Origin of the sequence: Actinomyces sp. Z5, from assembly GCF_003287795.1 — a bacterium.
Lineage (GTDB): Bacteria > Actinomycetota > Actinomycetes > Actinomycetales > Actinomycetaceae > Actinomyces > Actinomyces glycerinitolerans.
Genome location: NZ_QMIN01000073.1, coordinates 37360 through 61726, shown reverse-complemented (window position 1 = coordinate 61726; position 24367 = coordinate 37360). Strand labels below are relative to the sequence as shown.

Below are 24367 nucleotides of genomic sequence, written 5' to 3'. Positions count from 1 at the left end.
TGTGCCCATGACCGCAGCCCAGGTGCCGCCCGCCCGCCTCACCGTCATCGCCGGGCCGACCGCCGTGGGGAAGGGCACGCTCGTCGCCGAGTTGCGGCGTCGCCACCCCGACCTGTTCGTCTCGGTGTCCGCCACCACCCGCGCCCCCCGACCCGGTGAGCGCGACGGCGTGCACTACCACTTCGTCTCCGATGCGGAATTCGACCGCCTGGTGGCGGCCGGCGAAATGTTGGAGTGGGCGCTGGTGCACGGCACCCACCGCTATGGCACCCCCCGCCGCCCGGTGCAGGAGCAGCTCGACGCCGGCCGCCCCGCCCTGCTGGAGATCGACCTGGCCGGCGCCCGGCAGGTGCGCGCCTCCATGCCGCAGGCACAGCTGATCTTCATCGCCCCGCCCAGCTGGGAGGAGTTGGTCTCCCGCCTGGCCGGGCGCGGCACCGAGGACCCGGCCGAGCGCGCTCGCCGGCTGGAAACCGCCCGAGTGGAGTTGGCCGCCGCCGACGAGTTCGACCGCACCATTGTCAACGACACCGTGGCACGTGCCACGGATGAGCTGGAGGACGTGCTCGGGCTGAGCCGCTAGACTAGGGTGCTTGCGGTGCGGTGATGCGCCGGGTGTGCACGCATCCGGCCAGGCTCGCACCCGATCCGGTACCAGAACACATTGGGAGACAAGCACATGCTCGGAACCTCTGCCGACCCCGAGGGAATCACCAACCCTCCCATTGACGACCTCCTGGAGAAGGTCGACTCCAAGTACGGGCTGGTGGTGGAGGCCGCCAAGCGCGCCCGGCAGATCAACAGCTACAACCAGCAGCTGGAGGACAACCAGTTCGAGTACTTCGGCCCCCTGGTGGAGGCCGACAACGAGGAGAAGGCCCTGAGCATCGCCCTGCGCGAGGTCGCCGAGGACAAGCTCCAGGTCATCTCCGGGGATGAGGCCCGCGCCCGGCGCGCCGAGGCCGAGGCGGCCCGCCGCGCCGCCGAGGAGGACATGTTCTCCGACATCTCGCTGGACGCGCCGATCGACCTGGGCGGCCAGGACGAGCCGGGCACCGCCACCGGCCTGGACGACATCCAGTTCTGACGGCCCCACGGGCCGCGTCACCGATCAGGATTATCGTGAACCCGCAAACCACCCGCGCCCGGGACGCACACGCGCCCCGGGCGCGGCGCATCGTCGTGGGGGTGTCCGGCTCCATCGCCGCCTACAAGGCCCCGTACATCATCCGGCTGCTGCGCGCGGCCGGACACGAGGTACGCACCGTGCCCACGGCGGCCGCGCTGCGCTTCATCGGCGCCCCGGCGCTGGCGGCCGTGACCGGCGCGCCGGTGCAGTCCGGGGTCTTCGACGACGCCGCCGCCGTCGCGCACGTGCAGATGGGGGAGTGGGCCGAACTGGTGCTGGTGGCCCCCGCCTCCGCGGACCTGTTGGCCCGGGCCGCCGCCGGCCGGGCCGACGACCTGCTCACCGCCACCCTGCTGACCACTACCGCGCCGGTGGTGATGGCGCCGGCCATGCACACCCAAATGTGGAACCACCCGGCCACCCGCCACAACGTGGACACCCTGCGCCGGCGCGGCGTGACCATCATCGACCCGGACGCGGGCCCCCTGACCGGCTCCGGCTACGGGGCCGGACGCCTGCCCGAGCCCGAGCAGATCGTCGCCCGCGCCCTGGCCGCGCTCGATCCCGCCTCCAGGGACACGGCCGCCGCAGCTGCGGGCACCCCGGGTGATCTGGCCGGCCGGCACGTGGTCGTCTCCGCCGGCGGCACCCGCGAACCCCTGGACCCGGTGCGTTACCTCGGCAACCGCTCCTCGGGTCGGCAGGGTTGTGCCATCGCCACCGCTGCGGCCGCCCGCGGCGCCCGCGTCACCGTCGTGTCGGCGCACGCGGAGCCGGGGGTGCTGGCAGAACTGCCGCCCCAGGTTGACATCGTGCCGGTCACCACCGCCATGGAGCTGCACGATGCGGTGCGCGCCGCCGCCGTGGACGCCGACGCCGTGGTCATGGCTGCCGCCGTCGCCGACTTCCGGCCCGCCGAGGTGGCCGACACCAAGCTCAAGAAGCACTCACTGCGCACCTCCGGCGGCACGGGCGAGCCGGTACGGCAGGCGGCGCCGGTCATCCCCCTGGTGGAGAACCCCGACATCCTGGCCGGCCTGGTCACCGACCCGCCGCGCCAGGACGGCGAACACACCCTGGTGGTGGGCTTCGCCGCCGAGACCGGGGACGCGGATGGTGATGTGCTGGCGCATGGTGCCGCCAAGGCCCGCCGCAAGGGGGCCGACCTGCTGGCCGTGAACGCCGTCGGCACCGACCAGGGCTTCGGCGACGTGCCGAACGCCGTCGTCGTCCTGGACGCGGGCGGTACGGAGGTCGCCCGAGCGCAGGGGACCAAGCAGGAGGTCGCCGAGGCGCTGGTGGAATTGATCGCCGCCCGCCTTAACAGCCGGCGTCCCTCCGTCTGACCATCCCCGCGCCTTGGGGCCGCCGCCGGCGTCTTGTTTCTCACGGCCGTTTCCGCATCCGATCCCGCCCCAGCGCTTCAGGCGCCGCTGACGCGGTCATACGATGAGCGGGCGGGGCACCGCGCGAGGCCCCGCCCTAGCTGCAACGCGCACGGAAGTGACCTGCATGACGAGGAACGGGACGAGCACCCCCACTGTGGCCGACATGGTGAAGGCGGTGACCACGCCCCCGCTGCCCCTGCGGATCACCGCCTACGACGGTTCCGCCGTCGGCCCGCGCGACGCCGGCCTGGAATTGCATGTCAAGTCGCCGCGCGCCCTGAACTACCTCGTCACCGCCCCCGGGGACCTCGGCCTGGCCCGCGCCTACATAACCGGCGAGCTGATCGCGTCCGGCGTTGAACCGGGTAACCCCTATGCCGCCTTCGACAGCCTGCAGGCGTGCAAGGAGCACCTGCGCCGCCCCACCCCGGCGGGCATGCGCACCATTTCTCGGCTGCTGCGTCACGAGGGACTGCACCGCCCCGAGGTGCCGGAGATCGAGACCCCGCCGGCCTGGCGCCGCGCCCTGGCCGGCGCGCGCCCCCACACCGAGGCGGCAGACAAGGACTCGGTCTCCTCCCACTACGACCGGTCCAACCGCTTCTACTCGCTGGTGCTGGGCCCGTCCATGACCTACACCTGCGCCCTGTTCGACTCGCCGGACACATCCCTGGAGGACGCGCAGCGCCGCAAGATCAACCTGGTGCTGGACAAGCTGGATCTGGCCCCCGGGCAGCGGCTGCTGGACATCGGCTGCGGCTGGGGTTCGGTGCTGGTCGCCGCCGCCCGCCGCGGTATCCGTGCCATCGGCGTGACCCTGTCCGAGCCGCAGGCCCGTTGGGCCAACGCCTGGCTCGCCCGCGAGGGCCTGGATGACCTGGCGCAGGCGCGGGTCATGGACTATAGGGAAGTGCCGGAGCACGACTTCGACGGCATCTGCTCGCTGGGCATGATGGAGCACGTCGGCGTGCGCCACTACGACGAGTACTTCCGCACCATGTTCTCCCTGCTGCGCCCCGGCGGACGGCTCCTGAACCACCAGATCACCCGGCGCGACGCCAACCAACGCAACGGCGCCGGCGCCTTCGTCGGCCGCTACATCTTCCCCGACGGCGAACTCGCCGCCCCCGGGGTGGTGATGACCCACCTGCACGACGCCGGCCTGGAGATCGTGCATGCGGAGAACCTGCGCCAGCATTACGCGCTGACTCTGGAGCACTGGTGCCGCAACCTGCAGGCCCACTGGGACGAGGCCGTCGAGTCCGGCGGCTCCCAGACCGCGCTCCTGTGGGGCCTGTACATGGCCGGCGCCCGCTGGAACTTTGAGCGCAACAACATTCAGATCCACCAGTTCCTGGCCGTCCGCCCGGGTGAGGACACCGGCGGCCACTGGTATCCTCTGCGTCCCTGGTGGGACGCCTGAGACGCGCAACCACTCGACTCACCCACGCCCCCGCACCCACCGACCAATAAGGACCACAACACATATGGCACGTAAGGCAACGAACTCCCTGCGGCAGTTCACCTCCGAGTCCGTCACCGAGGGACACCCGGACAAGATCTGCGACCGCGTCTCCGACGCGATCCTGGACGCGATCCTCACCCAGGACCCGGCCGCGCACGTCGCGGTGGAGACCATGGTGACCACCGGCCTGGTGCATGTGGCCGGTGAGGTGACCACCAGCGCCTATGTGGAGATTCCAGACATCGTGCGCAGTGAGATCGTCTCCATCGGCTACACGTCCTCCGAGGTGTGCTTCGACGGTGCGTCCTGCGGGGTGTCGGTGTCGATCGGCCAGCAGTCTCCGGACATCGCCGCCGGCGTGGACAAGGCCCTGCAGGTGCGCGAGGACGCCGGGGACCTAGACCCGCTGGACTTCCAGGGGGCCGGCGACCAGGGCCTCATGTTCGGCTATGCCTGCACGGACACGGCCGAACTGATGCCGCTGCCCATCCACCTGGCCCACCGCCTGGCCGAGCGCCTGGCCTACGTGCGCAAGCAGGGCATCGTGGACGGCCTGCGCCCCGACGGCAAGACGCAGGTCACCATCGGCTACGACGGCGACACCCCGGTGTCGCTGGACGGGGTGGTGATCTCCACCCAGCACGATCCCGACCGCACCCGCCCGTCCCTCACCGACGCCATCACCCGCGAGGTGATCCGCCCGGTGCTGGAGGCGGAGGAGGCCAAGGGCCTGAAGCTCGCCACCGCCGACGCCGACATCCTGGTCAACCCCTCCGGCCAGTTCGTCATCGGCGGCCCCGCCGGGGACGCCGGCCTGACGGGCCGCAAGATCATCGTGGACACCTACGGTGGCATGGCGCGGCACGGGGGCGGCGCCTTCTCCGGTAAGGATCCCTCCAAGGTGGACCGGTCGGGCACCTACGCCATGCGCTGGGTGGCCAAGAACGTGGTCGCCGCCGGGTTGGCCGAGCGCTGCGAGGTGCAGATCGCCTACGCCATCGGCTCCGCCCACCCGGTCGGGCTGTACGTGGAGACCTTCGGCACCGAGACCGTGCCCGTAGGCAAGATCACCGCCGCCATCAAGCAGGTGTTTGACCTGCGTCCGGCCGCGATCGTGCGCGACCTGGACCTGCTGCGTCCGATCTACCGCGCCACCAGCGCCTACGGCCACTTCGGGCGGCCAGGCTTCACCTGGGAGAACACCGACCGGGCCGACGCGCTGCGCGCGGACTGCTGACTGCGCGGGTCGGGGAGGAGGCCATGGGCGACGCCGTCACCGCGGGCGCGCCCGCACAGGGCGTGCTCCTGGACGCCCCCGCCACCGCCACCCGGCGGGTGGCCGGTGCCGGCGTGTCCCAGCCGGTCGCACGCGTCCTGCTGGAGACCGCGGTGCCCCACCTGGACCGCCTGTTCGACTACCTGGTTCCCCCCGAACTGGATGTGGCCGCCGCCGTCGGGACTCGCGTGGTGGTCCGCTTCGGGCGCCAGGACCTGCACGGCTGGGTCTGGGAGCGCGGTGACACCACCACCCACCCCGGCCGGCTGGCCCCAATCCGCCGCGTGGTCTCCGACCTGCCGGTGCTCAACCCCGAGACCATGCGCCTGGTCGAGGCGGTGGCCGCCCGCACCGCCGGGGTGCGTTCCGACGTGATCCGGCTGGCCGTGCCCGCCCGGCACGCCACCACCGAGCGGGACGAACGCGATCGCCCCGCACCGGCCGCCCCCCACTGGTCGCCGCCCCCGGCGGACGCCTGGGCGGCCTACGCCGGCGGGCCCGCATTCCTGCAGCGCCTGGCCGCCGGTCAGGCCCCCCGGGCCGTGTGGACCGCCCTGCCGGGGCGTCCCGGGCTGGTGGCCACCTGGACCCGACTGGTGGCCGACGCCGCTCGCGCCACCCTCGCCGGAGGCCGCGGCGTACTGGTGATCGTCGCCACCACCGAACGGGCCGAGGCGGTGGCCGCCGCACTCACCGACGCCCTGGATGGGGAGGCCGTAGTCACCCTGTCCGCCGAGCACGGGCCCGCCCGCCGCTACCGGGCATTCCTGCGGGCCTTGACCGGCCGTGCCCGGGTGGTGGTGGGCACGCGCGGCGCCGCCTTCGCCCCGGTGCACAATCCCGGCCTGGCCGTCATCTGGGACGACGGCGACGACCGGCTCGATGAGCCGCGCGCCCCCTACATTCACGCCCGCACGGTGCTGGCCCTGCGCTCGGGCCTGTCCGGCGCGGGCCTGCTGATCGCCGGCTACTCCCGCTCGGTGGAGGCCCAGGCCTACATCGAGCAGGGTTGGGCCACCGACCTGCACGCGCACCGGGAGACCATGCGCGCCGCCGTCGCCCGCGTGCAGGTGCCCGGCGCTCCCGAACTGGAGGCGGAGGGGCCCTCCGGCGCCGCCCGCATCCCCTCACTCGCGCACCGCGCGCTGCGCGAGGCACTGCGACGCGGCCCCGCCCTGGTGCAGGTGCCGCGCGGGGGATACGCCCCTATGGTGGCGTGTGCCCGCTGCCGCAGCGTGGCCCGCTGCCCGGTGTGCTCCGGCCCCCTGGCCCTGGGCCGCGACGGCACCGTCACCTGCCGCTGGTGCGGGCGGAACACCGCCAACTGGACCTGCCCGGAGTGCGGCCACACCCGCCTGCGCATGGTGCATGTGGGCACCACCCGCACCGCCGAGGAACTGGGGCGCGCCTTCCCGGGCGTCCCCGTGGTCACCTCAGGGGCGCGGGAGGACCACGGCGTGATCGCCGGCGTCGATGCCCGCCCGCGCCTGGTGATCGCCACCCCGGGCGCGGAGCCGGTGGCCGACGGCGGCTACTGGGCGGTGCTGCTCCTGGATGGGGCCGCCCTGTCTTCCCGCCCCGATCTCGGTGCCGCCAGCGAGGCCATGCGCCAGTGGACCAACGCGGCCGTACTCGCCCACCCCGACGCCGCCGTCGTGCTGCTGGGCCGCCCGCACCCGGTGGCCGCGCAGGCCCTGGTGCGCTGGGACCACGCGGGATTCGCCCGCCGCGAGCTGGCCGAACGCGCCCAGCTGCACCTGCCGCCCGCCTGGCGGGCGGCCCGCCTCGACGGTCCGCGTACACGCCTGGAGGACCTGTTCGAGCAGGCCCGTGCCGCCGGCTTCGAGGCCCTCGGCCCCGTCGCCGCCCCCCAGCACGGCGGCCCCACCGACTCCGGCGCGGCCACGCCCGGCGCCCAGCCGCCGAACATGCGGGGACTGATCCGCGCCCCCCTGGCGCGGGGCCGCGAACTGGCCGCCTTCCTGCAGCTGCAGATGCGCGAGGCCTCCGTGCACCGGGAGGAGCCGGTGCGCGTCGAACTCGACCCGACCGTCCTGTGGTAGGCAGGAGACCATGAGCAGCGCAGCCCCCGCCCCCGCCCCCAACACCGAGCCCGAACGCGTCCCGGAGGCCGACGGCATCGACGCCGTCGTCTTCGACTACGGCAACGTGATCTACGCCTGGGAGGCCGTCGGTGCGGTCGCCGGGCGGGTGCGGCTGGAGGACTGGCAGGAGTTCGTGGAGGCGGGGGAGTTTCACCGCTGGAACGCCATGCTGGACGCCGGCGTGCCCCTGGAACAGATCCTCGCCGCCCTGGCTGCCGCCCACCCGGACCGCCCCGACTGGACACGCATCCTGCGCACCTACTGGGACCATTTCATCGACACCAAGACCGGCCCCATTCCCGGCACGGCCCGGGTCATCGAGGCGCTCGCCGATGCCGGCGTGCCCCTGTACGCCCTGACCAATTTCAATGACGTCCTGTTCGCCACCACCCGGCACCTCTCCCCGCTGCTGGATCGCTTCAGCGGCATCGTGGTCTCCGGCGAGGAGCACCTGGTCAAGCCCGATCCCGCCATCTACCGGCTGCTGCTGGACCGCTACCGGCTGAATGCCCCCCGCACCCTGTTCGTCGACGACTCCGCGGTCAATGTGGAGGCGGCCCGGAGGGCGGGTATGCAGGCCCATCACTTCACGGGGGCGGCGAGACTGCGCGCCGTACTGATCGAGGCCGGCCTGCTGCCCGCACCCTTAGACTGACGCCATGCGTGTGCTCTTCGCCGGAACTCCCGACACGGCCCTACCCGCGCTGCAGGCGTTCATCGCCTCCCCGGCGCACCAGGTGGTGGGTGTGCTCACCCGCGCCGATGCCCGCCGCGGCCGGGGCCGCACCCTGCACCCGTCACCGGTGGCGGCCGTCGCCCGTGCGGCCGGGCTCGACGTGCGCACCCCCGTCACTCTGCGCGATCCCGAGGTCCAGGCCTGGGTGCGCGAGCTGCGGGCGGACGTCGCCGTCGTGGTCGCCTATGGGCGCCTGGTTCCCGCCGCTCTGCTGGACGTGCCCGCGCACGGCTGGGTCAACCTCCACTTCTCCCTGCTGCCCGCCTGGCGCGGCGCCGCACCGGTGCAGCGGGCCATCATCGCGGGCGACGCGGTCACCGGCGCCAGCGTGTTCCGACTGGAGGAGGGGCTGGACACCGGCCCCGTCTACGCCCGCATCACCGAGCCCATCCGCCCCGAGGACACCTCCGGCGACCTGCTCGCCCGCCTGGCCGACGCCGGAGCGCCCTTGCTGCTGGACGTGCTGGCGGGGCTCGAGGCCGGAACCCTCACCCCCACGCCGCAGGATGATGCCGCGGCCACGCACGCCCCCGTCCTGAGTCCCGCAGACGGGCGCGTGGACTGGGAGGCGGATGCCACGGCCATTGATCGGCGTATCCGGGGCGTCACCCCCGCTCCCGGCGCCTACACCACCTACGCCGGCGCCCGGCTGCGCCTGGGACCGGTCACTCCCATCTCGGAGGACACCGGGCTGACTCCCGGCGCGCTGCACGTAACCAAGCACGAGGTGCGCGTCGGCACCGGGGCCGGATCCGTGCGGCTGGGACGGGTGGCCCCCGCCGGCAAGAACTGGATGGATGCGGACGCCTGGGCGCGCGGCGCCCGCCCCGCCGCCGATACCGTGCTAGGACGCACTCAACCGCAGGAGGACACCACCGCATGAGGCCAGACACCGAGCCCGACGCCGCCCGCCTGGCGGCCCTGCACGCGCTGACCAAGGTGCGTGAGGACGATGCCTACGCCAACCTGGTTCTGCCCGAACTGCTAGACCAGGCCCGCCTGGACCGTCGCGATGCCGGCTTCGCCACCGCCCTGACCTACGGGACGCTGCGCCTGCAGGGCCGCTATGACGCGATCATCGCCGCCTGCGTCGACCGTCCCTTGGACCAGGTCGACGCGGTGGTGCTGGATGTGCTGCGCCTGGGTGCGCACCAGTTGCTGGGCATGCGCGTGCCCACACACGCAGCCGTGTCCACCACCGTGGACCTGGCCGCCTACAGTGCCGGTCGCGGCGCCTCCGGCTTCGTCAACGCGGTGATGCGCCGCATCAGCGAGCACGACCTGGCCGATTGGCTGGACCGCCTGCGCACGGACGCCCCCGACGCCACCACCGCCCTGGCGCGCACGCTGTCCCACCCCACCTGGGTGGTCAAGGCCATGCGGCAGGCGCTGAAGGTCAATGCCCGGCCCGACGTCGACGCGGAGCTGGCGGCCCTGCTGGAGGCCGACAACACCGACCCGCGCGTCACCCTGTGCGCCCGCCCCGGCCTGATCTCGGTGGATGAATTGGCCGAGCAGGTGCGCGACGCCACCGGCGAGGAGCCCCGGCCCGGCCGTTTGAGCCCCAATGCGCTGGTCATGTCCGGCGGCGACCCCGGCCGCATCGAGGCGATACGGGACTCCCGCGCGGGTGTGGAGGACGAGGCCAGCCAGCTGGTCGCGCTCATGGTCGCCGCCGCGCCGCTGGAGGGGCGTGATGAGCGGTGGCTCGACCTGTGCGCCGGTCCCGGCGGCAAGGCCGCCCTCCTGGGTGCGCTCGCCGCCTCCCGTGGCGCCACGCTGGTGGCCAACGAGGTCACCGCCCACCGTGCGCGCCTGGTGCAGGGCGCCGTGCGGGCTCTGCCCCCCGACGTGGTCACGGTGCGCACCGACGACGGCCGCAACGTGGGTCGGCAGGAGCCGGGCGCCTACGACCGCATCCTGGTGGACGCCCCCTGCTCCGGGCTGGGCTCGCTGCGGCGCCGCCCCGAGGCCCGTTGGCGCCGCACCCCGCAGGACGTGGCGGCCCTGGCCGAGCTGCAGCGCGAACTGCTGGCCTCCGCCGTGGCGGCGGTGCGTCCCGGTGGCGTGGTCGCCTACGTCACCTGCACGCCGCACGTGCTCGAAACCAGTCTGGTGGTGCGCGACGTGACCCGGCAGGCGGCCCGCGACGGCATCAAGCTGGAACCGCTGCACGCCGGGCGGATCGCCGCCGAGCTGGCCCCGACCCCGCCCGCCGGCGCCGACCGGGAGCAGTTGCAGACCTGGCCGCATCTGGACGATTCCGACGCCATGTTCTGCACCCTGCTGCGGCGCAGCGCGTAAGCAAAGATCCCCCCAGTGAAGGAGTCCGTCATGCCCGCCATTCACCCGTCCATCCTCAATGCCGACCAGGCCCACCTCGCCGCCGAGCTGGACCGGGTGCGCACGGCGGATGGCCTACATGTGGACATCATGGACAACCACTTCGTGCCCAACCAGTTCGGCGGTCCCAGCCTGGTGGAGACGGTCCTGGCGCACAGCGAATTGCCGGTGGACGCCCACCTGATGATCGAGAACGCCGACCGCTGGGCACCGGTGTACGCCGAGGCCGGCTGTGCGATCGTCACCAGTCACCTGGAGGCGACGGCCGCCCCCTTCCGCCTGGCCGCGCAGTTGCACCGCCAGGGGGTGGGGGTGGGGCTCGCCCTGCGCCCGGCCACGCCCCTTGCCGCGGTGGAGTCGCTGCTGGGGGAGCTTGATCTGCTGTTGCTGATGACCGTGGAGCCCGGCTTCGGCGGGCAGTCCTTCCTCGAGCCCATGCTGGACAAGATCGCGGCCGCCCGACGCCTGGTGGGGCGGCACGGCCAGCAGCTGCGCATCCAGATCGATGGGGGAGTAACGGAGCAGACCATCGTGCGCGCCGCCGAGGCCGGGGCGGATGTGTTCGTTGCCGGTTCCGCCGTGTATCGGGCCGACGACGCCGCCGCGGCCATCGCCGCCCTGCGTGAGCAGGCGGCCGCCCACAGCTACTGAGTCCACCCCGACACCCCTGAGGTGAATTCAAGGTAACGGACCGGATTTGTGGTGATTCCACAATAGGCCCACAAAGGTCAACGGCCCTATCGTTGCGTTGCGGCGGGAATCGCATGCCACCCCCAAGCGGGGCAGCCGAAAAGGCTTGTAGACAACCGCGATTCCGTGCCTGCCCGTTACCAGAACCGCGCGGGTCCGCCCACATCGACCAGTCACCCCAGGAGCCGCTCAGTGAGCGTTGACGCGAGCTACAACCACACCCTCAGCCGCATTCTCATCGCCAACCGTGGCGAGATCGCCCTGCGCGTAGCCCGCACCGTGCGCGACCTCGGCGCCACCTCGATCCTGCCGTACACGCCCGAGGACCTGATGAGCCCGGCCGCCGAACTGGTCGACGAGGCCTACGCCCTGCCGGAGGGATCCGGCTACACGGACGCCGACGCCATCATCGAACTGGCCCGCCGCACCGGCGCCGATGCCATCCACCCCGGCTACGGATTCCTGTCCGAGGACGCCGACTTCGCCCAGGCGGTCAGCGACGCCGGTATCACCTGGGTGGGCCCCGCACCGGTGGCCATGCGCACCCTGGGGGACAAGCTCAGCGCGCGCCGGGCCGCCGAGCAGGCGGGCGTCGCCCCCGTGCCCGGGATCACCGGCGGCGTCGACGGCCCCGAAGCGGTCATCGCCTTCGCCGCCACCCACGGCTACCCGGTTGCGCTCAAGCGCACCGACGGCGGCGGCGGCCGCGGCATCACCGTACTCACCTCCGACGCCGAGGCCAGCAGCACTCCGGCCTTCGACTCCGCCGCCGGAGTCGGCACCCTCATCCTGGAGAAGTTCGTCACCGCCGCCCGCCACGTGGAGACCCAGTGTGCCCGCGACGTCCACGGCGATTTCGCCGTTGTGTCCACCCGCGACTGCACCCTGCAGCGCCGCAACCAGAAGCTGCTGGAGGAGGCCCCCGCCCCGTTCCTTCCCGCCGGCGTGGCCGAGCGGCTGGTCGAGGCCTCCCACCGGCTGCTGGACGCCGTCGACTACGTGGGTGTGGCCACCTGCGAGTTCCTACTCGCCCCCACCGGCGAGTTGTGGTTCCTGGAGGTCAACCCGCGCCTGCAGGTCGAGCACTGCGTATCGGAGGAGGTCACCGGCATCGACTTGGTGGAAATGCAGTTGCGCATTGCCGCCGGCGGCCCGCTGGGCGACGTGCCCGCCCCGCGCGGTCATTCCCTGGAGCTGCGCATCACCTGCGAGGACCCCGCCCAGGGGCTGACCCCGTCCACCGGCACCATCACCCGGCTGCGCTGGCCCGCCGGCCCCGGCATCCGCATCGAGTCCGGCGTGGTCGCCGGCGACACCGTCACCCCCACCTTCGATCCCATGCTCGCCAAGATCGTGGTCACCGGCGCCGACCGGGAGCAGGCGATCCGCCGGGCGCGGCGCGCCCTGAAGGAGACGATCGTGGAGGGCGTGACCGTGTGCGCCTCCCTGCACGCCCACGTGCTCGGCCGCGAGGAGTTCACCCGTCCGGATGCCGACGGCGGCCTGGGCGTCACCACCCGTTGGATCGAGGACGCCGTCCTGCCAGCCCTGGCGCCCAGCGCAGCCGGTGACGGGACCGCCGCACCGACTGCCGCCAGCCCCGAGCCGGCGCCCGACGACCACCGCACCCGCTCCACCTACGTCATTGAAATCAACGGGCACCGCCTGCAGGTCACCGTCCCCGACGGGATCCTCGGCGCCCATGCCCGGCGCCTCAGCGGCGGTTACCACGGCGGCGGCGACCGCGCCCAGCAGCCACTGCGTGGCCGCGGGGGCGCCAACGGGCGCGGGCGCGCCACCACCGAGCCGGGCACGCGCAGCAGCGACCCGAACGCCATCGCCGCCCCCATGCAGGCGATCGTCACCCGCATTTGCGTCTCCCCGGGCCAGCGGGTGCGCGAGGGCGACCTGCTGGTGGTGCTGGAGTCCATGAAGATGGAGAACTACGTGCACGCGCCCGCGGACGCCACCGTCGCGGACATCCCGGTCAGTGCCGGCCGCACCGTAGCCGCCGGCGAGGTCCTGGTGCGCATGCGCGCCGGCGACGCCGTCAACGCCCCACAGGAGGCCTGAACCCATGACTGAGTCCACCACGCCCGACGCCACCATGGCCACCTCGGCCGCGACCAGCGCCTTCCGCGAGCGCATCGCGCGCGCCGACGCGCAGGCCGAGGAGCACGCCGCCGCCCGCCAGCACCCCAAGGGCAAGCACACCGCCCGCGAGCGCATCGCCATGCTGCTGGACGCCGACTCCTTCCTGGAGATCGGTCGCTACTCCGGCTCCGGCGCGGGGGAGGGGGCCCGCCCCTCCGGCGTCGTGACGGGATTCGGCCAGATCGGCGGCCGGCAGGTGGCCGTCTACTCCCAGGACTTCTCCGTGTCCGGCGGGGCACTGGGCACCGTCGAGGGCGACAAGATCGTGCGCCTGCTAGACGACGCCATGCGACTGTCCATCCCGGTGATCGGCCTGATCGACTCCGGCGGCGCCAAGATTCAAGAGGGCGTGGCGGCCCTGCGCCAGTACGGGCGCATCTTCAACCGCACCTGCGCCGCGTCCGGACTGGTGCCCCAGATCAGCGTGATCATGGGGCCGTGTGCCGGCGGCGCCGTCTACAGCCCCGCCCTGACGGACTTCGTGATCGCCACCCGCGAGGCCTCCCACATGTTCGTCACCGGCCCCGACGTGGTGCGCGCCGTCACCGGCGAGCGCATCAGCGCCGAGGAGCTCGGGGGCGCCGACATCCACGGCTCGGTCACCGGCGTGGTCCACTACGTGGCCGAGGACGAGGACGACGCCCTGGACCAGGTACGCACCCTGCTGGCCTACCTGCCGTCCTCCTCCGACCAGGAGGCGCCCCGCTACGCCTACGAGGACGCCGACCGGGCCACGGACCGGGACGCCGCCGCCCAGGTCGGCTCCCTGGTTCCCGCCTCGCCCCGCCAGCCCTACGACGTCACCGCCGTGGTGTCCGCCGTCGTCGACCACGGGGAGCTGGTGCAGGTCCAGGAGGACTTCGCCGCCAACGTGGTGGTCGGCTTCGCCTGCTTCGAGGGCCGCCCCGTGGGCGTGGTCGCCAACCAGCCCCTGGTCGATGCCGGCACCCTGGACGTGGACGCCTCCGAGAAGCTGGCCCGCTTCGTGCGCTTCTGCGACGCCTTCGGCCTGCCGGTGGTCACCTTCGTGGACGTACCCGGTTACCGGCCCGGCGCCGAGCAGGAGCACGCCGGCATCATCCGCCGCGGCGCCAAGGTGATCAACGCCTACGCGTCCGCGACCGTCCCGCTGGTGACGGTGGTGCTGCGCAAGGCCTACGGCGGCGCCTACATCGTCATGGGTTCCAAGGCGATCGGCGCGGACCTGAACTTCTGCTGGCCCGGCGCGGAGATCGCCGTGCTCGGCGCCCAGGGCGCGGTGGGCATCATTCACCGCCGCGACCTGCAGCAGGTGCGTGAGGAGGCCGGTGAGCAGGCGGCCGCCGCCGAGCAGCAGCGCCTGGTCGACGAGTACACGCAGACCGTCATCAACCCCGACAAGGCCGTCGCCATCGGGGAGATCGACGCCGTCATCGCCCCCGAAGACACCCGCACCGTGATCGTGGACTCCCTGGCCGCCCTGGCCGAGAAACGCGACGAGCGGCGTACCCCCTACCGCAAGCACGACAACGGCCCCCTATGAGCCCCCAATGACCATCGACCCAACCAACCCCGACCCACAGACCACCGCAATCGACCCGACAACCGAGGACCGCATGACCACCCAGCCCAACACTGCCGACACCATCGCCGAACGACTGCACGCCGGCGAGCCCTACGTACTCGCCTTCGGCGGGCAGGCCACCCCCTGGCGCTCCACGCTGGAGGAACTGGCCGGCCTGGACCGCGACCTGGCCGGTGAGCTGGTCGCCATCGACGCCGCCGTCGCCGACCGGCTCGCCCCGGTCGCTACCGACCTGCTGACGGTCACGCCGCGCGGCGGGCGCTTCTTCACCGACGCCGGCGCGCCGGTGGCCCCGGCCCCGCAGGGCGGCGCCGCCGACACCGCCGACGTGTCCGTACCCGGCATCCTGTTCGCCCAGCACGCCGCCCTGGCCTGCCTGCCCGGCTCCGGCATCGACCCGGCCGGCGAGCACGCCCCCGGCGCCGTGATCGGCCACTCCCAGGGGGTTCTGGGCGTGGCCCTGCTGGAGGCGCTGCGCCGCGCGCGGGAGCACGGTGACGACGCCGTCGCCCCCGACGCGGTGGTGCAGGTGCACGCGATCGCCCGCCTGATCGGGGCCGCCGCCGCCCGCACCACGGGCAGGCTGAACCTGGGCACGGTCGGGGAGACCACCCCCATGCTGTCGGTGCGCGGCGTCACCCGCGCGGTGCTCGACGGGGTCCTGGCGCAGGTGCCCGGCGCGGAGCGCATCGCCGTCGGCGTGGTCAACGGCCGCCAGGCCCACATCCTGTCCGGCCGCCCCGGCGACCTGGAGCAGGTCATCACCGCCTTGCAGGCGGCCGCCCGCCGCAGCGAGCGCGACCGCAAGGAGCGGCGCCGCGGCGGCGCGGTCCTGAACCCGATCACCGAGTTCCTGACCACCTCCGTGCCCTTCCACACGCCGCTGCTGGCCACCGCCGTCGACGACGTGGTGGCCTGGGCGGGCCGCGCCGGCTTGGACACCAACCTGGCTCACGACCTGGCCGTGGCCGTACTGATCGACCCGGTGGACTGGCCGGCCATCGTCACGGCCGCCCTGGGCGCGGGGGAGCGCAAGCTGATCCTCGACGTCGGCCCGGGCACGGTCCTGTCCCGCCTGACCGAACCGGTGGTGGCCGGCACCGGCACCACGGTGGTGCCCGCCGGCACCGCCCGCCACATCGACGACCTGGACCGGCCCGGCACCGCCCCGGCCCCCACCGTGGACCGGGCGCGCTTCGCGCCGCGCCTGACCCGGCTGCCCGACGGCCGCATCACCGTGGACACCGCCTTCACCCGCCTGACCGGCCGCTCCGCGATCCTGCTGGCGGGCATGACCCCCACCACCGTGGACCCGGAGATCGTGGCGGCCGCCGCGAACGCCGGCTACTGGGCGGAGCTGGCCGGTGGCGGCCAGACCACCGCGAAGGTGCTGGCCGACAACCTGGCCGGCCTGGAGCAGGCCCTGGAGCCGGGCCGCACCGCCGCCTTCAACGCCATGTTCATGGACCGCTACCTGTGGAACCTGCAACTGGGCACGCAGCGACTGCTGTCCAAGGCGCGGGCCGCGGGCACTCCCGTCGACGGCGTGATCATCTCCGCCGGCATCCCCGAACTGGACGAGGCCATCACCCTGATCCACCGCCTGCGCGCGGAGGGCTTCCCCTACGTGGCCTTCAAGCCGGGAACGGTGGACCAGATCCGCCAGGTCATCGCCATCGCCAAGGCGGTCCCGGACGTGCCGCTCATCATGCAGATCGAGGACGGTCACGCCGGCGGCCACCACTCGTGGGAGGACCTGGACACCATGCTCCTGGCCACCTACGACGCCATCCGCGCGGTGGACAACATCGTGCTGTGCGTGGGCGGTGGCATCGGCGCCCCGGAGCGGGCCGCCGACTACATCACCGGTCGGTGGGCACTGGCCTACGGCACCGCGGCCGCCCCGGTGGACGGCGTCAGCGTCGGCACCGCCGCCATGACCGCCCTGGAGGCCAAGACCAACGAGGACGTCAAGCAGCTGCTGGTGGACACTCCCGGAATCGACCCCGCCCACGAGGGCGGCTGGGTCGCCTCCGGGGCCTCCGCCGGGGGCATGACCTCGGGCCTGTCCCACCTGCGCGCCGACCTGTACGAGATCGACAACTCCTCGGCCCGCGCCTCCCGGCTCATCCAGGAGATCGCCGGTAACGAGGCCGCCATGACGGCGCGCCGCGACGAGGTGATCGCCGCCCTGGCCAAGACCGCCAAGCCCTACTTCGGCGACGTCGAGTCGATGAACTACCTGGAGTGGGCCGCCCGCTACGCCGAGCTGTGCGTGGCGCCGCATGACGGGCGCGCCGCGGGCCGCGACGACTGGGCCGACGAGGGCTGGTACGACCGGTTCCTGGACCTGCTGCACCGGGTGGAGGCGCGCCTGAACCGCGCCGACCACGGTGAGATCCCCACCCTGTTCGCCGGTGAGGACGACGTCCTGGACGCCGACGCCGCTCTGGCCGCGCTGGCCGAGCGCTACCCGGAGGCCGCCACCACCCAGGTGGAGCCCGCGGATGCGGCCTGGTTCGTGGACCTGTGCCGCAAGCACCCCAAGCCGGTGCCCTTCGTGCCCGTGCTCGACGCCGACATCCTGCGCTGGTGGGGCACCGACTCCCTGTGGCAGTCGCAGGACCCCCGCTACACCGCCGACCAGGTGCGCATCATCCCCGGCCCGGTGTCCGTGGCCGGCATCACCACCATCAACGAGCCGATCGGCCACCTGCTGGGCCGCTTCGAGACGGCCGTGATTGAGGCGCTGCAATCCGCCGATGAGCAGCCCGCCCCGGCGGCCGGTCGCCTCGGTGTCGGCTGCGGCGCAGGGACCCGCCCGGTGGCCGACGCCACCGAGTTGGTGCGGGCCACCCCCCACGTGCTTTGGAACGGTCACCTGACCGTCAACCCGGCCCGCGTGCTGGACGACGACGCCTACCAGGTGGTGGCCCGTCCCGACGTCGCCGAGGACGCCTACGACCTGGACATCGCCCTGGACACCCACTGGGACCACACCCCCGGCGGGGAGGGCATCCACGCGGTGCGGCGCCTGGTGGTGCCGCTGCGACTGGCCCGCGCCTGGGACGGGGCCGCTCCCTTCGTCGACCCGGGCCGTATCAGCGACACCATGAACGCGCTGCTGCGCGACACCGCCGGCGTCGGCGCCGTGTCCATCACCGGTGACGAGGTTGACCACCTGCCCGAGGTGGTGCCCGCCGTCCCGGACGCCAAGGACATCCTGGGTCGCCCGGCCCACCAGCCCTTCGGCACCGTGCACGCCCGCTTCACCCTGGGTGCGGGCCTGGGCGCGGACCACGCCGCCGTCACCGCCGACGCCCTGCCCACCTCGCTGGCGGCCGCGCCGCTGGTACCGGACGCCCTGCTCGGCCCCTGCTGGCCGGTGGTCTACGCCGCCCTGGGCAGCGTCGTCGAGGACGGCATGCCGCTGATCGAGGGGCTACTGGGCGCGGTGCACCTGGACCACACCATCGACCTGCGCCGCCCGCTGGCGGAACTGGCCCGCGAGGCCGGCCCCGACCGGGTCATTCAGGCCGACGGCTGGGTGGCCGGGCTGGAGGAGTCCAGCGCGGGCCGCGTGGTGGATGTGCGCCTGCAACTGACGGACGCCGCCGACGGCAGCGTGGTTGCGCTCATGCGTGAGCGCTTCGCCATCCGCGGCCGCGCCTCCGGCACCGCCGTGCCCTCCGCGCCCGAGCAGGCCGGCGGCACCGGCCGCGAGACCGCTCCGGCGGCCCGCCGCCTGCTGCGCCGCATCACCGTGACGGCCCCGACCGACATGACGGCCTTCGCCCGCGTCACCGGCGACTTCAACCCCATCCACACCAGCTACCACGCCGCGAAGGTCGCCGGCATGGACGCCCCGCTGGTGCACGGCATGTGGCTGTCGGCCACCGCCCAGCAGGCGGCCGCCGCCACCGCCACCGACGGCACCCACCACGTGCTGGCCGGCTGGACCTACACCATGCTCGGCCCCGTGGAGCTCGGCGACCGGGTACAGATCAGTGTTGAGCGCACCGGTCTGGTGATCGGCGGCGGCCTGGTCCTGGAGGTCACCTGCCGCATTGGCGACGAGGTCGTCTCCCGGGGTACCGCCGTCACCGAGCCGGAGCCGACCGCCTACGTCTACCCCGGCCAGGGCATTCAGGCCCGCGGCATGGGCCTGGACGAGATGCGCATCTCCAAGGCGGCCCGCGAGGTGTGGGAGCGCGCCGACGCCCACACCCGCGCGGAGCTGGGCTTCTCCGTGATCTCCCTGGTGCGGGACAACCCCACCGAGATGACCGCCCGGGGCGTGACCTACCGGCACCCCGATGGGCTGCTCAACCTCACCCAGTTCACGCAGGTGGCGCTGGCCACCGTCGCCATGGCCACCACCGCCCGCATGGCGGAGGCCGGCGCCCTGGTGGAGTCCGCCGCCTTCGCCGGCCACTCCCTGGGCGAGTACACCGCGCTGAGCGCCTACGGTCGCGTCATGTCGGTGGAGACCACCATCTCCATCGTCTTCCAGCGCGGCTCCACCATGCACTCCCTGGTGCCGCGTGATGAGTCCGGTGCCTCCAACTACCGGATGGGGGCCCTGCGCCCCAACCAGGCGGGTATTGGCGCCGACGCCGTGGAGGACTACGTGCGCTCGGTGTCCGAGGCCTCCGGGGAGTTCCTGCAGATCGTCAACTACAACCTGGCGGGCGTGCAGTACGCCGTCGCCGGCACCATCAAGGGCCTGGAGGCGCTGGCCGCCGACGCCCGCGCCAAGGCGGCCGCCCGGGGCGGTAAGAACCCGTTCATGTACGTGCCCGGCATCGACGTGCCCTTCCACTCCGAGGTGCTGCGCCCGGGCGTGCCCGAGTTCCGGGAGCGGCTGCTGACGCTGATCCCCACGGACCTGGATGTGGACCGTCTGGTGGGCCGCTACGTGCCCAACCTGGTGGCCCGTCCCTTCGCGCTGACCCGCGACTTCGCCCGTGCCATCCTGGACGTGGTCCCCTCCGAGCCGGTCCGCCAGATTCTGGACGACTGGGAGCAGTGGGCCGCCCGGCCCGTCGAGCTCGGCCGCCAGCTGCTGGTGGAGCTGCTGGCCTGGCAGTTCGCCTCCCCGGTCCGCTGGATCGAGACGCAGGACGTGCTGCTGAGCGCCCCGGAGCAGGGCGGCCTGGGTGTGGAGCACGTCGTCGAGGTCGGCCTGGCCGCCTCCCCGACGCTGGCCAACCTCGCCTCCCGCACGCTGGCGCTGCCGCAGCACGCCGGCCGCCACGTGGTGGTGCACAACGCCCGCCGCGACGAGGCGCGCGTACTGGCCACCGACACCGACCCGGCCGCGGGCCTGGAGGAGGAGAGCTTCGAGCTGCCCGACGCGGCCGCGGACGCCGCGCCGGCCTCCGCGCCGTCCGCGCAGACCCCCGCCGCGCCGGCGGCCTCCGCCCCGACCCCCGCCGAGGCCGCACCCGCCGCCCCCGCTGCGAGCGCCCCGGCCGCTGCCGGGCCCGTCGCGGACCTGCCCTTCGGCGCCACCGACGCGCTGACGGTGCTGCTGGCGTACGCCGCCCGCATCCGCCCCGAGCAGATCGCGCCCACCGACACCACCGAGTCGCTGACCAATGGCGTGTCCTCGCGCCGCAACCAGCTGCTCATGGACCTGGGCACCGAGTTGCAGCTGGCCAGCATCGACGGCGCCGCCGACGCCGACATGAACACGCTGGCCGGCATCGTCGCCAAGGGCGCCCCCGGCTACAAGCCCTTCGGCCCCGTGCTGGCCGACGCCGCCCGCACCGGGCTGGGCCGGATCCTCGGCCCCTCCGGCGTGCGCGCCGGCCGCGTCGGTGAGCGCGTGAAGGGCACCTGGGGGCTCGGTGACGGCTGGGTTGCCCACGTTACCGCGGAGCTGTTCCTGGGTACCCGTGAGGGCGCCTCCATGCGCGGCGAGGACCTGGCCACGCTGGGCTCCTCCGCGCCGCTGACCAACGCCGGCGCCGTGGACGCCCTGATCGACGCCGCCGTGCAGGCCGTTGCCTCCGCCCACGGGGTGAGCGTGGCCATGCCGAGCGCCGGCGGTGCCGGGGGAGCGGTGGTTGACTCCGCCGCCCTGGACGCCTTCGCCGCTCAGGTGACCGGCGCCGACGGGGTGCTGGCCAACACCGCCCGCACGCTGCTCGATGCCCTGGGCCTGGCCGACAAGGCGGGCGTGCCCGCCGACGCCGACGACGAGGCGGCCGCCACCCGCGCCGCGCTCGCGGCGATCGACGCCGAGCTCGGTTCCGGCTGGGTCAAGTCCGTGACCCCCGCCTTCTCGGCCGACCGCGCCGTCCTCATCGACGACCGCTGGGCCTCCGCCCGCGAGGACCTGGCCCGCCTGGGCAACGGCGAGACCGACCTGGCTACGGCCACCGAGCAGCTTGCCCCGCAGCGCTTCACCGGCCTGGGGGCCGCCGTGGCCGACCAGGCCGCCTGGTGGGGGCGGCAGCTGCGCGCCGCCGCCGACGCCGGGGCGGAGTCGCCGGACCTGGCTCGTCGCGCCGAGATCGCCGAGGCGATCGCCGCCGCGGCTGCCCAGAAGCCGGTCGCCGGCGCGGACTCGGTCCGCTGGGCGGACGACGTCGCCGTGGTCACCGGTGTGGCCCCCGGCTCGATCGCCGCGGCCGTCGTCGGGGAGCTGCTGGCCGGAGGCGCGACCGTCGTCGCCACCAGTTCCCGACTGACCCACGAGCGCTTGACCTTCGCCACCAACCTGTACCGCGAGCACGCCTCCGCCGGCGCCCGCCTGTGGATGGTGCCCGCGAACCTGGCCTCCTACCGGGACGTGGACGCCCTGGCCGACTGGATCGGTAACGACCAGACGGTCACCTCCGGCGGCTCCACGCAGCTGGTCAAGGAGGCCCTGGTTCCGACGCTGCTGTTCCCCTTCGCCGCCCCGCGCGTGGTCGGCACTCTCGCGGACGCCGGCCCGGCCGCCGAATCGCAGACCCGGCTGCTGCTGTGGAGTGTGGAGCGCACCATCTCCGCCCTGTCCGCCATCGGCACCGACACGCATGTGGACCACCGTCTGCACGTGGTGCTGCCGGGCTCGCCCAACCGCGGCACCTTCGGCGGTGACGGCGCCTACGGCGAGGTAAAGTCCGCCCTGGACGCCGTGGTGAACCGTTGGCGCGCGGAGAAGAACTGGTCCGGGCGGGTCACCCTCGCCCACCCGCGCATCGGTTGGGTGCGTGGCACCGGCCTGATGGGCGGCAACGACCCGCTGGTGGCGGCCGTCGAGGCCGCCGGCGTACGCACCTGGTCCACCCAGGAGATCGCCGCCGAACTCGTCGAGCTGTGCACCACCGAGGTGCGCGGCCACGCCGCCCAGGCGCCCGTCGAGGCCGACCTGACCGGCGGTTTGGGCGACGACGTCGACCTGGTGGCCCTGCGCGAGAGCGCCGCCGCGACCGCGCCGGCCCCGCAGGCCGAGCCCGCGTCTCAGGCGAGCATCAAGGCGCTGCCGACCCCGCACGTACCCACCCAGCCCACGGCCCCCGACTGGGGCGAGGTGGACGCCGACCTGGACGACCTGGTTGTAGTGGTCTCCACCGGCGAGGTCTCCACCTGGGGCTCGGGCCGCACCCGCCGCGAGGCGGAGCTGGGCATGACCGGCGGCGACGACGTCGAGCTGACCGCCGCCGGCGTGCTCGAACTCGCCTGGGGCATGGGCCTGCTCACCTGGCAGGACAGCCCCAAGGCCGGCTGGTACGACACCGATGGGGAGTTCGTCGACGAGTCGGATATCTACGCCCGCTACCGCGACGAGGTCGTGGCCCGCTGCGGCATCCGCGAGTTCGTCGACGACGGCGTGATCGCCACCGAGGGCCCGGAGGAGGTCGCCGTCTACCTGGACCACGACATCACCCTCACCGTGGCCGACGAGGCCACCGCCCGCACCATCGAGGTCACCGACCCCGAGCACACGCTGGTGACCCCGGAGCTGGTCGACGGCGCCCCCACGGGGGAGTGGACCGTCACCCGCCTGGCCGGGTCGCTGGCCCGAGTGCCGCGCCGCGCTACGCTCTCGCGCACCGTCGGCGGCCAGTTCCCGGTCGACTTCGACCCGGAGCGCTGGGGCATCCCCGCCGCCATGGTGCAGGGCATGGACACCATCGCCTCCTGGAACCTGGTCACCGCGGTGGACGCCTTCCTGTCCGCCGGGTTCTCCCCGGCCGAGCTGCTGGCGGCGGTGCACCCCTCCGACGTGGCCTCCACGCAGGGCACCGGATTCGGCGGCATGGAGTCCATGCGCAAGATGTTCGTCGGCCGCTTCCTCGGTGAGGAGCGCCCCAGCGACATCCTGCAGGAGGCCCTGCCCAACGTCGTGGCTGCGCACGTGATGCAGTCCTACATCGGCGGCTACGGCTCCATGGTGCAGCCGGTCTCGGCCTGCGCCACCGCGGCGGTGTCCATCGAGGAGGGCTGGGACAAGATCGCGCTCGGCAAGGCCGACGTGGTGGTGGCCGGCGCCATCGACGACATCTCGATCGAGTCGGTGGTCGGCTTCGGCAATATGAACGCCACCGCAGAGGCCGAGGCCATGTACGCCAAGGGCATCTCGGCCCGCCACTTCTCCCGCGCCAACGACCGCCGTCGCGGCGGCTTCGTCGAGGCCGAGGGCGGCGGCACGGTGATCCTGGCCCGCGGCTCCGTGGCGGCCCGACTGGGTCTGCCGGTGGCGGGTGTGATCGGCTTCGTCTCCTCCTACGCCGACGGCGCCCACACCTCCATCCCCGCCCCCGGGCTGGGTGCGCTCGGCGCGGGCCGCGGCGGCAAGGACTCCCGTCTGGCCAAGGCCCTGGCCGCTCTGGGCGTGGAGGCCGACGACATCGCCGTGGTCTCCAAGCACGACACCTCCACCGGTGCCAACGACCCCAATGAGTCCGAGCTGCACACCCGCCTGGCTCGCGCCCTGGGCCGCAGCGAGGGCAACCCGCTGGTGGCCGTCTCCCAGAAGACGATCACCGGTCACGCCAAGGGCGGTGCCGCACTGTTCCAGGTGGCGGGGTTGGCCGAGATCCTGGCCACCGGCGTGGCCCCCGGAAACACCAGCCTGGACGTGGTGGACGCCCCGCTGGAGCGGGACGCCTTCTGGGTGTGGCCGCGTACCCCGATCCGCCTGGCGGGCCGCGGTGGAGCGGACGGCCGCGTCCCGGGCGCCGGCCCGGTGCGCGCCGGCCTGCTCACCAGCCTCGGCTTCGGACACGTCTCCGGCCTGATCGCCCTGGTGCACCCCGGTGCCTTCGAGGCGGCGCTGCGCGCGCAGGGCGGCCAGGAGGCCGTGGACGCCTGGCTGGCCTCGGCCAACCGGCGCCTGGCGGCCGGTACGCGGCAGCGCCGCGCCGGCATGATCGGTCGCGCCCCGCTGTTCGAGCAGATCGACGGCCGGCGCCTGGGCGAGGAGCGCAAGGGTCGCGACCCGCACGAGGTTGAGGCCGCCATGCTGCTCGACCCGCAGGCACGCCTCGGCGCCGACGGTGTCTACCACACCGGCGAACTC

The 24367-nt window shown here is 73.5% G+C and carries 13 protein-coding genes; all 13 read left to right on the top strand.

Annotated features, from left to right (window positions below):
* The first annotated feature begins 7 nt into the window (after positions 1-7).
* Positions 8-583, top strand: a complete 576-nt coding sequence (gene gmk / locus DRB06_RS10510; protein WP_073332021.1) for a guanylate kinase — start codon at positions 8-10, stop codon at positions 581-583.
* A 96-nt stretch (positions 584-679) separates the two neighbouring features.
* Positions 680-1087 (top strand): DNA-directed RNA polymerase subunit omega, encoded by a 408-nt coding sequence (rpoZ, locus tag DRB06_RS10505; RefSeq protein ID WP_073332023.1) that lies wholly within the window; start codon positions 680-682, stop codon positions 1085-1087.
* A 32-nt stretch (positions 1088-1119) separates the two neighbouring features.
* Positions 1120-2475, top strand: coding sequence for a bifunctional phosphopantothenoylcysteine decarboxylase/phosphopantothenate--cysteine ligase CoaBC (coaBC, locus tag DRB06_RS10500; RefSeq protein WP_111819907.1), 1356 nt, complete (start codon positions 1120-1122; stop codon positions 2473-2475).
* A gap of 166 nt (positions 2476-2641) precedes the next feature.
* Positions 2642-3940: a class I SAM-dependent methyltransferase gene (locus DRB06_RS10495; RefSeq protein ID WP_111819906.1), complete on the top strand. Its 1299-nt coding sequence runs from the start codon at positions 2642-2644 to the stop codon at positions 3938-3940.
* 64 nt (positions 3941-4004) lie between these two features.
* Positions 4005-5219 (top strand): methionine adenosyltransferase, encoded by a 1215-nt coding sequence (metK, locus tag DRB06_RS10490; RefSeq protein WP_111819905.1) that lies wholly within the window; start codon positions 4005-4007, stop codon positions 5217-5219.
* Positions 5220-5242: 23 nt separating this feature from the next.
* Positions 5243-7321, top strand: a complete 2079-nt coding sequence (locus tag DRB06_RS10485) for a primosomal protein N' (RefSeq protein ID WP_181575256.1) — start codon at positions 5243-5245, stop codon at positions 7319-7321.
* Positions 7322-7331: 10 nt separating this feature from the next.
* Positions 7332-8018, top strand: coding sequence for an HAD family phosphatase (locus DRB06_RS10480; RefSeq protein WP_111819904.1), 687 nt, complete (start codon positions 7332-7334; stop codon positions 8016-8018).
* 4 nt (positions 8019-8022) lie between these two features.
* The gene (gene fmt / locus DRB06_RS10475) at positions 8023-8982 is read left to right on the top strand and encodes a methionyl-tRNA formyltransferase (protein ID WP_108967135.1); all 960 of its coding nucleotides are present in this window, start codon (positions 8023-8025) and stop codon (positions 8980-8982) included.
* Positions 8979-10403, top strand: coding sequence for an RsmB/NOP family class I SAM-dependent RNA methyltransferase (locus DRB06_RS10470; protein ID WP_108967133.1), 1425 nt, complete (start codon positions 8979-8981; stop codon positions 10401-10403). The genes fmt and DRB06_RS10470 overlap by 4 nt, the downstream gene beginning before the upstream one ends.
* 30 nt (positions 10404-10433) lie before the next feature.
* Entirely contained in the window at positions 10434-11093 is a 660-nt protein-coding gene (gene rpe, locus DRB06_RS10465; RefSeq protein ID WP_108967130.1) for a ribulose-phosphate 3-epimerase, read from the top strand.
* Between the two features lie 231 nt (positions 11094-11324).
* Complete coding sequence (locus DRB06_RS10460) at positions 11325-13205, top strand: biotin carboxylase N-terminal domain-containing protein (protein WP_108967128.1); 1881 nt, start codon at positions 11325-11327, stop codon at positions 13203-13205.
* Between the two features lie 4 nt (positions 13206-13209).
* The gene (locus DRB06_RS10455; protein WP_073332191.1) at positions 13210-14808 is read left to right on the top strand and encodes an acyl-CoA carboxylase subunit beta; all 1599 of its coding nucleotides are present in this window, start codon (positions 13210-13212) and stop codon (positions 14806-14808) included.
* Positions 14809-14881: 73 nt separating this feature from the next.
* Positions 14882-24367: type I polyketide synthase (locus DRB06_RS10450; protein WP_111819921.1), on the top strand; the 9486-nt coding region annotated here is incomplete at its 3' end.

Coding starts and splice junctions, on each gene's coding strand:
- DRB06_RS10485 (WP_181575256.1), top strand. CDS start 5,243: ATGGGCGACGCCGTCACCGCGGGCGCGCCCGCACAGGGCGTGCTCCTG.
- metK (WP_111819905.1), top strand. CDS start 4,005: ATGGCACGTAAGGCAACGAACTCCCTGCGGCAGTTCACCTCCGAGTCC.
- fmt (WP_108967135.1), top strand. CDS start 8,023: ATGCGTGTGCTCTTCGCCGGAACTCCCGACACGGCCCTACCCGCGCTG.
- DRB06_RS10495 (WP_111819906.1), top strand. CDS start 2,642: ATGACGAGGAACGGGACGAGCACCCCCACTGTGGCCGACATGGTGAAG.
- DRB06_RS10455 (WP_073332191.1), top strand. CDS start 13,210: ATGACTGAGTCCACCACGCCCGACGCCACCATGGCCACCTCGGCCGCG.
- gmk (WP_073332021.1), top strand. CDS start 8: ATGACCGCAGCCCAGGTGCCGCCCGCCCGCCTCACCGTCATCGCCGGG.
- rpe (WP_108967130.1), top strand. CDS start 10,434: ATGCCCGCCATTCACCCGTCCATCCTCAATGCCGACCAGGCCCACCTC.
- rpoZ (WP_073332023.1), top strand. CDS start 680: ATGCTCGGAACCTCTGCCGACCCCGAGGGAATCACCAACCCTCCCATT.
- DRB06_RS10470 (WP_108967133.1), top strand. CDS start 8,979: ATGAGGCCAGACACCGAGCCCGACGCCGCCCGCCTGGCGGCCCTGCAC.
- DRB06_RS10480 (WP_111819904.1), top strand. CDS start 7,332: ATGAGCAGCGCAGCCCCCGCCCCCGCCCCCAACACCGAGCCCGAACGC.